Source organism: uncultured Bradyrhizobium sp. (assembly GCF_947648125.1).
Classification (GTDB): Bacteria; Pseudomonadota; Alphaproteobacteria; order Rhizobiales; family Xanthobacteraceae; genus Bradyrhizobium.
In genome coordinates this window covers 1-11,156 of the sequence record NZ_CANSMR010000063.1, presented here as the reverse complement: position 1 = coordinate 11,156, position 11,156 = coordinate 1, and the positions used below count along the sequence as shown (strand labels likewise).

The window sequence follows — 11,156 nt, the reverse complement described above, 5'->3', positions numbered from 1 at the left end:
CGAGTTCATCACGCACGAAGAAGTAAAGCCGGAGCGATACTACGCGACCTACAGCATCGGACTGTTTTTCGACGACAAGGATTGCGTCTATCAGCCGACCGATTTTCGCCATGTCGGGCTACATCGGACCGCGGGTTATATTCTGGGGGTCGATCCGACCGAGCAGCCGCCGCGCATCGTCATCAAGGATGATACGAGGCCGATAGCCGAGCCCTATGTCTGCATCGCGGTTCAGAGCACCACGCAAAGCAAATATTGGAATAATCCCCATGGTTGGCGCGAGATCGTCAATTTCCTGAAGGCGGCCGGCTACCGGGTGGTCTGTATCGACCAGAAGGCCACTCACGGCACTCAGTTGATCTGGAACCACATTCCGAACGGCGCCGAGGATGAGACCGGCGACAGGCCGCTGGCCGAGCGCTTTCGCTACCTGAAGCACGCGGACTTCTTCATCGGTCTGTCGAGCGGCCTGTCATGGCTTGCATGGGCCTCGGGGACGCCGGTCGTCATGATCAGCGGGTTCACCCATCCGACCAACGAATTTGAAACGCCTTACCGCATTGTCAATTTTCACGCGTGCAACAGTTGCTGGAACGATCCGCGGGTGCGTTTCGACCACAAGGATTTTCTGTGGTGCCCGCGGCATGCCAATTCACCCCGGCAATTCGAATGCACGCGGCTGATTACGGCCGATCACGTCAAGCAGATTATCCAGCGCATACCGGGATTTCCGGTCGGCGCCAAAGTGTAGCGCGTAGACGACGTCGATGCCCAACTATGCGGCATTGGCGACCGAAACCGACAAATGAATTTTATTCTGGCCCAGGGGCAGAGCCATGCAGACGATTTCCGGCGGCGTGACCGTTACCGTATCTTCTGGCACTGAAACCGGCGATACCGTCCTCAATGGCGGTACGCTGATCATCGATCCCGGCGCCAGCGCCGTTGGCACGCAATTGAGCGGCGGCTTCGAGTTCGACTCCGGTACCACGACCGGCACAACGGTTTACAATGGCGGCCAGGAGCAGGTGGACTCCGGTGGCGTTGCTTCCGGCACGACCATCTCCGCGGGCGGTGCCGAGACCGTCCTGAGCGGTGCGACGCTCGTCAGCGGCGTGGTCGACGCCGGCGGCTTCCTGGGGCTGGGATTCGACCCCGGCAACGGTTCGGCGATTTTGGCCGGCGGAACTGCAAGCAACACAATCGTGTCGGGCGGCTTCGTCAATATCGTGTCGGGGGGATTGGCCGTCTCGACCACCGTGACCGGCGGCGGAGGCTCTTTCGGCAACATCACAGTTTCCTCGGGCGGCTCAGCGAAAAACACGACGGTCGGCGTCTCCGGTGGCCTGAACATTTCAAGCGGCGGCAGTGCCACTGGAACGACTTTGTCCGGTGGCTACGAGGTGATTTCGAGCGGTGGTGTCGACAGCGGCGCCATGATTCTGTCCGGCGGCAGCCAGAATATCTCGAGCGGCGGTCTCAGCGTTTCGGCCACGGTCTCGGGCGCGAACAGTTCCGGATTCCTTGCCGCCCAATTTGTGTCGAACGGCGGCATCGCGAGCGGCACGACGGTCGGCAGCAATGGCTTGCTGGACATCGGGGGCGGCGGCACGGTGATCGGCGAGACCGTTCTGAGCGGCGGCCGCGTCACGCTCGAAAACGGCGCGTTCTTCACCGTTTCAGCCGGTCAGACGCTGCACGACGTCTTCATCAAGTCGGGCGCCATCGAAACCATTGCGTCCGGCGGTATCGAGACCGCGCTCGGCAGCGGCAACAACGTTGATAACGGGCAAGTCAACGTGCTGTCGGGCGGCACGCTCGACCATATGGCCGTCAACAGCGGCGCGGTCCTCGGCGTCGCCGGCACCGTCACGAGCAATCTCTTCGTCGCCAGTGGTGGCGTGGTCAACATCCTGTCGGGCGGCCTCATCACCGGAAGCGGCGGCGGCAGCGGCGGCCTTTTCACCGGCGACAACGGTACCATCAACGTTCTGTCCGGCGGCCAGGCCGACCATGTCGTCGTCAAGTCGGGCGGTGTGCTGAACGTCTATGGCACGACGCTGAGCAACGTCGGCATCTCGGCCGGCGCGGTCGAGACCGTCTACTCGGGGGGCCTGATCAGCGGCCAGTCCGGTTCCGGCACGGGCGTGTCGGCCGGCGCCACCTTGAACATCCTTGCCGGCGGCTCGGCCGCCTTCTTCGCCGTTTCGAGCGGCGGCACCGCGAACATCGCCGGCACCGTGCTCCGCAATCAAGCGGTCTACGGCGGCGGCATCGAGAATGTCTTGTCCGGGGGCGTCGTCACCGGCTTCACCGGCAGCGGCACCGGCATTTCCGGCGGCACCATCAACGTGATGTCGGGCGCAGAGTTCGATCATGCTGCGCTTCTCTCCGGTGGCGTGCTCAACATCAATGCGGGCGCGACTGCGCATAATCTGACGTTTTCCGGATCCGGCACCCTCAACGTGGCGGGCACCATCACGTCCAGCGCCACCGTCGTTTCGGGCGGCATCGAGAATGTGCTGTCGAGCGGCATCGACATCGGCACCACAATATCCAGCGGCGGCCAGCAGAACGTCTACGCCCATGGCACGACGTCGAACACGCAAATCTTGTCCGGCGGCGTCGTCACGATTTCCGGCGCGGGCACGGTTGACCTGAGCGGCGGAGCGACCGAGTCGGGGTCGCTGATTTTTGCCGGCGCCGGCGGCAAGCTCGAAATTGACGGCACGACCATGCCCGGCACCGTCATCTCGGGATTCGGCATCGGGGATACGATCAATCTCACGGGTGAGAGTGCCGCAAACATCACCGGCATCACCCTTAGTGCCGGCAATGTTCTGGCGGTCGCGACCAGCGACCATGGAACGCTCAATCTGCAGCTTTCGCCCGGCGACACGTTCAGCGGCACGTTCAGCAGCGCCACCGACGGCGCGGGAACGGACATCACCTTCATTGATAGCTCGGCCATCAAGGTCAGCGCCGGCCAGACCTCCAGCGGCCTCGTGATCAGTGCGGGGCAGACGCTCGACGTTCTCTCGGGCGGCGCGGCGATCGGCACCGTGCTGAGCGGCGGCACGGAGAACGTGTTCGGTACCGAGCAGAGCACAACGGTCAGCAGTGGCGGCCAGCTCAACATCGACATCGGCGGTGTCGCGCATGACTTGACCGTGTCGAGCGGCGGCACGCTCAACGTTGCGGGATCGATCACCAGCAACACGTTCCTGCTCTCCGGCAGCACCGAGAACGTCCTTGCCGGCGGCAACGCCAACGGCGTCACCGGTTCGGGCACCAGGGTTTCCGGCGGCACGCTCAACGTTCTGGTCGGCGCGACACTCGGGCATTCCACGGTCTACGCAGGCGGCACGCTCAACGTGTCGTCGGGCGGTGCGGCGTCCTTCCTTGCCGTGTCCTCGGGCGGCACGATGAACGTCGCCGGAACGGTGACAAGCCAGGTCGCGGTCTATTCGAGCGGCCTCATCGAGATCTCTTCGGGCGGCGTCGAGACGGGCGCACCCGGCAGCGGGACGAGTGTCTCGGGCGGCACAGTCAGCGTGACCGCGGGCGGTCAGTTCTCCTTCTTCACGATCAACAGTGGCGGCCTGGTCGCGGTCGACAATGGCGCGACGATCCATGACCTCGGTGTCAGCAGCGGCGGTGTCCTCAACCTCGCAGGATCGCAGGTCAGCAACGGGGCGATCTACTCCGGTGGCACGGAGAACATATCTTCGGGCGGCAGCGCGCAGAACTTCGCTGTATCGGGAGGCACGCTGAACGTGCTTTCTGGCGGCGACGCCCAGCACGTCACGCTGTCGGGAGGCTCGCTCAACGTTTCCTCCGGAGGCCAGTCCGAGTTCTTTACCTTGTCGTCCGGAGCCTCGGCCGCGATCGCAGCTGGCGCCACCGTTCACGATCTGACTGTATCGAGCGGGGCGACGCTCAACCTTGTCGGCACGGCTACGAGCAACGTCTTCGTTACGGGCGGCGGCGCGCTGAACGTCTCTGCCGGCGGCGCCATCAGCGGATCGATCAATCCGTCCGGTTTCCCCACGGTCAACGTCAACGGCACCGTGAATGCTTCCTCGGGCACCTCTGTCGGCGATGTTTCCGTCAACAGCGGTGGGACCCTGAACCTGCAGGCCGGCGCATCCGCGCATGACGTCAACGTGAACAACGGTGGTCGGTTCAATCTCGCGGGAAGCACGACGAGCAACATCAACGTCTTCTACAGCGGCCTGGAAACCGTTTCATCCGGAGGCGTGGCGAGCGGCACCAATATCTTCGGCGGTGGCGAGCTCGATGTTCTCTCCGGCGGATCGGCAAACGCCACGACGGTCAATGGCGGTCTGCTGAAGCTGTTCTCAGGCGGATCCCTGAGTGGAGTTTCGGTCACCAATTTCGGCGCCATAGAACTCGTCAGCGGAGCGTCCGTTTCGCAGCTTTCCAACACCACTTTCGGTGGCGGCACCAACCTTGAGGTGGGGCCCGGCGTTGTCGTGAGCGGCTATTCGGTGGGTATCGGCCTGATCCTCGACGTGCTGTCAGGCGGCTCAACCTCCGCCATCACCGTCACTGCGAATGGGACGGAGGACGTGTTCGCGGGCGGCACAGCCGTGGGCACCATTGTTGACGGTAACGGCTTCATGCAACTCGGCGTTCCGCCGTACCTGGGACAGGGTGGTTCGGCGGGCGGAACGGCAAGCAACACGACGGTGGCGGGCGGTACGCTCAACGTGAACTCCGCTGGCCTTGCGGTTTCCACCACGATTACCGGCGACGGCGTGCGTTTTGGCGGCATACAAGTCAACTCGGGCGGCGCGGTATCCGCGACGACGATCTCCAGCTCCGGCGGCTTGACCGTGCTGAGCGGCGGCACGGCGACCAGCACGACGGTGCTGAGCGGCGGCTACTTCCAGCTCGGCCAAGGACCGTTCAACGGCAGCCCCGGTTCGGCCGGCGGCAGCGCGACGGGTACGATCGTGTCCGGCGGATTCGAGGCCATTTCCAGGGGCGGTGTCGATTCCGGCGCTACGATTCTGTCGGGCGGCAACCAGACGGTCTCGGCTGGTGGCCTCAGCATTGGCGCCAGGGTCTCAAGCGGCGGATTCGTGGCCGCCGCGAACCTCGGCGCGACCTCGAACACGCAGATATTGTCAGGCGGCCTGGTCATGATCTCGGCCGGTGGCGTTGCCGATCTGAACGGCGGCTCAACCGAAAGCGGGACGGTGTTCTTCTCCGGCGTCGGTGGCAAGCTTGCGATCGACGGGATATCGATGCCGACAACGGTCGTCGCCGGCCTCGCCATCGGAGACACCATCGATCTGACCGGCGTCAATATGTCGGAGATCACCAGCGTCGGCCTCGGCGCCGGCAACGTGCTGAAGATCGCGACCAACGATCACGGGACACTCAGCATTCAGCTCGATCCCGCTCAAGCCTTTACCAACCAATTCGGCCGCGCCGCAGACGGCAGCGGCACCGATATCTTCCTTGTCAGCAACACCGTCGGCAATATCACCGTGAGCAACGGTCAGACCAGCTCGGGTCTGGTGATCAGCAATGGTCAGACGCTGACGGTGCAGGCCGGCGGCACGGTAAACAACACCATCATTGATGGCGGTCTCGAGATCGACAGTGGCACCGCGATAAGCACCATCGTTTCCGCTGGCTCGGAGGTGGTCTCTTCCGGTGGCGTGACGTCGAACGCGACCGTGGAGACGGGCGGCAGCATATATATTTCTGGCGGTAGTGCGTTCGGCGCCATCGTCGCTTCCGCCGGCTACATGGAAATTGATGGCGGAAGCGCCACCGGCACCACGATTCTGTCCGGCGGCTTCGAAGCCGTGAAGAGCGGCGGCGTCGAATCCTCTGCCGTGATCCAGGGTGGCAACGAGTCGATTTCAGCCGGCGGCGTCAGCATTTTCGCGCAGATCGGCGGAAGCAATAACAGCAGCTTCGGCGTGCTGACGGTTTCCTCCGGCGGCGCGGCTTCGCATACCCAGGTTGGCAGCTTCGGCGGTCTCACCGTGCTCGGCGGTGGCACTGCGACGGGTACGGTCGTGTCCAACCAAGGTTTCCTCGACCTCGGTCTGACGCCCTTTGGCAGCAATGCCGGCTCGTCCGGCGGCACGGCCACCGGAACGATCCTGTCCGGCGGTTACGAGGCCATTATCAGCGGTGGCGTGGATACCGGAGCCCAGATTCTGACCGCCGGCAACCAGAACGTCCTCGTCGGCGGCGAAAGCATCTCAGCGACTGTATCGGGCATAAATGCTCCCGGATTGTTGGCAAGATTGACCGTCTCGGGCGGCGTTGCCATCGATCCGACGATCGGAAGTGGCGGGCAGCTGGCGATCTTCGCCGGTGGCACCGTTTCAGGCGAGAACATCCTCAGCGGCGGCGGGGTTTTCGTCGGCAGCGGCGGCACGTACACCGTGGTCGCCAGCAATAATCTGGCGCACGACATATCGGTTTCGAGCGGCGGTTCGCTGATCGTAGACGGCACGACCGTCAGTAATGTCTTCATCGGCTCCGGCGGGACCGAGACCGTTTCCTCCGGAGGTTATGCAACAGGCAACCCCAATAATTTCACCGTCGATAGCGGCACGATCACCATTCTGTCCGGTGGCCGGGCCGACCATATCCTGGTCAACAGCGGTGGTGTCCTGAACCTCATGTCGGGCGCGCTGATCGGCGGCGGTACCGGCAATGGTACGGGTGTTTCCGCTGGCGGCGTGCTGAATATCTCGGCTGGTGGTTCGGGTGCCAATATCGCCGTGTCGAGCGGAGCCGTCGCCAATATCGCGGGCACGATGCTCCACAACATGGCCGTTTACGGCGGTGGTACCACGAATGTCTTGTCAGGCGGTGTCGTCACCGGCTTCACCGGCAGCGGCACGGGCATTTCCGGCGGTACGGTCAACGTCAGTTCGGGCGGCGCGCTCGACCATGCCGCGCTCCTTTCCGGCGGCGTGCTCAACATTGCGGCCGGGGCTTCGGCACACCACCTCACCTTCTCCGGATCCGGTACGCTCAACGTGGCCGGTACGATCACGTCCAACGTCACGGTTGCGTCTGGCGGCATCGAGAATGTGCTCTCGGGCGGTGTCGACATCGGTACCACCGTGTCGAGCGGCGGCACCGAGATCGTGTTGTCGCACGGCACGACGTCGAATACGCAAATCACGGCTGGTGGCGTGCTCACGATTTCCGGCGGCACGGCCGATCTCAGCGGCGGCGCCGCGGAAGCCGGATCGGTGGTGTTTGTCGGCGCCAACGGCAAGCTCGAGATCGACGGCACGGCGATGCCGACCACGGTCATCTCCGGGCTTGCCGTCACGGATACGATCAATCTAACCGGCGTGAGCATGTCGGAGATCACGAGTGTCGGTCTTGCTGCCGGCAATGTCCTGGATGTTGCGACCAACGACCACGGCACGCTGGCGATCCAGCTCAATCCAAGCCAAACCTTTAGCGGCCTCCAGTTCGCCAGCGCCGCTGACGGTGGCGGCACCGATATCTTCCTGGTCACCAGCAGTGGCGGGACCAGCGGCACCAACATCGTCGTCAGCAATGGCCAGGTCAGCGCCGGCCTGGTGATCAGCAGTGGCCAGACCTTGACCGTGCAGTCGGGTGGCACCGCTCTGAACACGGTTCTTCAAGGCGGTATCGAGCTCGACAGCGGAGCGACGATCAGCACGATCGTGTCGAGTGGCGGTCAGTTGCAGGTCTCGTCCGGCGGCGATGCGACCAGCACGACGGTGTTGAACGGCGGCAACGCGACGGTGCTTTCGGGCGGCCTCGCCGACAATTTGTCTGTCTCCAGCGGCGGCACGCTCAATGTGCTTGGCACCGTCCAGAGCCTGACGACGGTGTTCGCGGGCGGCACCGAAAACGTCTCTTCGGGTGGTGTGATCAGCGGGACGACGAGCTCGGGAACCTATATTTCCGGCGGCACCGTGAACCTGCTTGCGGGCGGCTCGGCGGCGTTCGTCGGTGTGTCCAGCGGCGGCGTCTTCAACGTTGCGGGCACGGTGCTCAGCTATGGCGCCGTGTATGGCGGCGGTGTTGAGAACGTTCTCTCGGGTGGTGTTGTCACCGGCGTGACCGGTTCCGGGACCGGCGTATCCGGCGGCACCGTCAACGTATTTGGCGGCGGCGCACTGGATCACCTGACGGTTTCAAGCGGTACGCTGAACGTCTCCGCTGGCGGTACGGCGCATAACATTGCGGTGTCGAGCGGCGGCACCATGAACGTTGCAGGCACGATCACCAGCAACACGCTGGTCTCGAGCGGCGGTGTCGAGAACATCCTGTCGGGCGGGTCGATCTCCGGAGCGTCCGGATCCGGGACCGGCGTTTCGGGCGGCACGTTGAACCTGTCGGCTGGCGGCTCGGCGTCCTACGTGGGCGTCTCAAGCGGCGGCATCTTCAATGTCGCGGGCACGGTGCTGAGCTCCGTCGGCGTGTATAGCGGCGGCGTCGAGAACGTGCTGTCGGGCGGCGTGGTCCAGGGTGTGTCCGGAGGCTTTGGCACCGCGATCTCCGGCGGCACGGTGAACGTGCAGTCGGGCGCGACCGCGACCGCGATGTTCGTCTATGCCAGCGGTGCGCTGAACGACAGCGGCATCGTCACCAATCAATTCGTGCTCAGCGGCGGCGTTGAAACTGTTTCGTCCGGAGGACTCGCGTCGGGTGGACAGGTTTCGGGCGGCGGCCTGCTCGACATTCTCGCGGGGGGCTCGGCGACGAGTGTCGGCGATGCCGGGAGCGTCATCGTCGAAGCCGGCGGCGCCATCGACCACATTACTGTTTCGAGCGGCGGTGTGCTCAGCGTGGGCGGCACCGTCACCAGCAATACGGCCGTCCTGGCGGGTGGTGTCGAGACCGTGTTGTCGGGCGGACTGATCACCGGCGCCATCAGCTCGGGCACCGGCGTTTCCGGTGGCACCCTCAATGTTCTGGCCGGTGGCTCGGCCGCGTTCGTCGGCGTGTCGAGCGGCGGCACGTTCAACGTGTCGGGCACCGTGCTCAGCCGCGTGGGCGTTTATGCAGGCGGCGTCGAGAATGTTTTCTCGGGTGGTGTCGTCACCGGCGCCACGGGCTCCGGGACAGCCGTATCCGGCGGCACGGTCAACGTATTTTCAGGCGGTGCACTGGATCATCTGACGGTGTCGAGCGGCGGCGTGCTGAACGTTTCTTCCGGAGGCACGGCGCACAACATCGCCGTGTCGAGCGGCGGCACGTTCAATCTCGCCGGTACGACGACGAGCAACGTCTTCGTGTTTGGCGGAGGTACTGAAGTCGTATCGTCGGGCGGCTCGACTGGTCCGGTCACAATCTCCGGCGGCCTGGTCGAATTGCAGGCGGGAAGCACCGCCAGCGGCGGCATCACCTTCAGCGGCTCCGGCGGTCAGCTGAAGATCGATGGCACGTCCTTGGCCGGCACGACCGTCAGCGGTCTGGTGCTGGGCGACAGCATCGATTTGGCTGGCCTCAATTTCGTATCGGGCGGGTCGGCGACTTTGCTGGCCGGCAACATTCTGCATGTCACCGAGGGGGCTTCCTCCTTCGATCTGCAGCTTGATCAGACGCCCGGCGTCCGCTTCAGCGTCGGCACCGATGGCGGCACCGGCACGCTGGTCACGACGCGCGCCGACGTCGCACCGGTCACGTCAGCGCCCAATGTAACGGCAATCGTTGGCGAGAGTTCTGCGCTGGCTTCCAGCCTGTTCTCCGTCTCGGACGCAGATGGCGATGCCATCACCCAATATGCGTTCTGGGACACGCAAGGCAACGGACACTGGGCTATCAACGGCGTCGCGCAGGCCACCAACGCCGAGATCGATGTTTCGGCAGCGAACCTGTCGCAGGTGAGCTACGTGTTCGGTCCAAGCGGCACCGCCGATACCCTGTTCGTTCGGGCCAATGACGGTACGATCTGGGGCGGCTGGACCCAATTCATCGCAACCGCTTTTGTGGACACTCCACCGACCGTGCATGCCGCTAATGTCGCAGCGGTGCACGGCGAAACGTCGGTTGCCGCATCAAGTCTCTTCACGGTGACCGATCCGGATCACCAGACGATGACCCAGTACGCGTTCTGGGACACCGGCGGCAACGGCCACTGGGTGGTGAATGGTGTTACCGAGCTGGCCAACACCGAGATCGATGTGTCGGCGGCGAACCTGTCGCAGGTGAGCTATGTGTTCGGGCCGACAGGATCGACGCCCGATACATTGTACGTCAAGGCGAACGACGGAATGCTGTGGGGGTCCTGGACGGCGTTCACCGCAACACCGGGGCCGGATGCGGCGCCGGTGGTGACGGCGCCCAACGTTACAGCAACCCATGGAGAGGCATCGGCGCTCGCCACGAGCCTGTTCTCGGCGACGGACGCCGACCACGACACCATCACCCAGTACGCGTTCTGGGACACCGGCGGCAACGGCCACTGGGCGATCAATGGCGTCGCGCAGTTAGCCAACACCGAGATCGATGTGTCGGCGGCGAACCTGTCGCAGGTCAGCTACGTGTTCGGGCCGACAGGATCGACGCCCGACACGCTTTACGTAAGAGCGAACGACGGAATGCTGTGGGGCGCCTGGACGGCATTCACGGCAACACCGGGGCCGGATGCGGCGCCGGTGGTGACGGCGCCCAATGTGACAGCAACCCATGGAGAGGCATCGGCGCTCGCCGCGAGCCTGTTCTCGACGACGGACGCCGACCACGACCCGATCACCCAGATCGGGGTCTTGGACATCACCGGCACCGGCCACTGGGCGATCAATGGCGTCGCCCAGTTAGCCAACACCGAGATCGACGTGTCGGCGGCGAACCTGTCGCAGCTCAGCTACGTGTTCGGACCGACAGGGTCGACACCCGACACACTGTACGTTAGGGCCAACGACGGCTACCAGTGGGGGTCCTGGACGGCGTTCACGGCAACGCCGGGGCCTGACCACGCGCCGGTGGTGACGGCGCAGAACGTGACAGCAACCCATGGAGAGGCATCGGCGATCGCCACAAGCCTGTTCTCGACCTCGGACGCCGACAACGACACGATGACCCAGTACGCATTCTGGGACACCGGAGGCAACGGCCACTGGGCGATCAATGGCGTCGCCCAGTTAGCCAACACCGAGATCGACGTG

2 protein-coding genes are annotated in these 11,156 nt (G+C 64.3%); both read left to right on the top strand.

Translation table 11 applies throughout. The features are described from left to right. Nucleotides 1-751: autotransporter strand-loop-strand O-heptosyltransferase (locus tag Q0030_RS40325; RefSeq protein ID WP_298380623.1), on the top strand; the 751-nt coding region annotated here is incomplete at its 5' end. Between the two features lie 85 nt (nucleotides 752-836). Then, the coding region (locus Q0030_RS40320) for a hypothetical protein (RefSeq protein WP_298380620.1) at nucleotides 837-11,156 on the top strand (10,320 nt) is incomplete at its 3' end.